At 63.2% G+C, this 677-nt stretch carries 1 protein-coding gene; it reads right to left on the bottom strand.

What is annotated here, in order from left to right:
• Positions 1-191: 191 nt before the first annotated feature.
• Positions 192-677 (bottom strand): PD-(D/E)XK nuclease family transposase (locus GJ668_RS19910; RefSeq protein WP_246195042.1); only part of this gene is annotated, 486 nt, incomplete at its 5' end.

Below are 677 nucleotides of genomic sequence, written 5' to 3' on the forward strand. Positions count from 1 at the left end.
TTGGCGCCGGATGTCATCGTCGGGGGATGGTGGGGTGGCGTCGGTGCTCATAAGGGGCAGTTTAGCCGAAAGGTGTCAGGACGCGGGTGACTCAAGTCCATGAGACCGACACGCCCCCTCCCCGTGACCGGCTGACCGGACGGCTGCGGTGAATCGACTTGAGTGGCGTACTTCGACCGGGCGTGCTCGGTTCAGGGTGTTCCGCTTGTACGCATGGCTTCGATCTGCGCCACGCTCAGTCCGGTGATCTGTGCGATCTGGACATCGTTCAGCAGGCCGAGTTTGATGAGATTACGAGCCATCTCGCGGGCCGCTTCCTGACGGCCCTCCTCGCGCGCCTCCAGCAGCAAGGTGGCTTCATCTCGCAGGGCTTTTTCGCGCGCTTCGGCCCAGTAGCGGGCGTCTTCATCGGCGCTCAGGGCGCGGAGTTTTTCGATCGCGCGTTGTACCGGGGCGTAGGTGTGGGTGCTCATGGTGGTGTCCTCTCGCCAGTGCTCGAAGTAGGCGATCCAGGCCGACAGGCGTTCGGGTAGTTGTCCGAGTCGGTCGGCTTTGCGCAGTTCGACAATGTTCAGTTGCAGTTCGCGCCCGAGTCGCACCTCGGGGTGGTCGCGGTCGCGCATCTCGAAGCACCAGAGGGCTTGTTTGGACTGCTCCTCAGCGTCGAACAGCGTGAA

Origin of the sequence: Allochromatium palmeri (genome assembly GCF_009720725.1) — a bacterium.
Lineage (GTDB): Bacteria > Pseudomonadota > Gammaproteobacteria > Chromatiales > Chromatiaceae > Thermochromatium > Thermochromatium palmeri.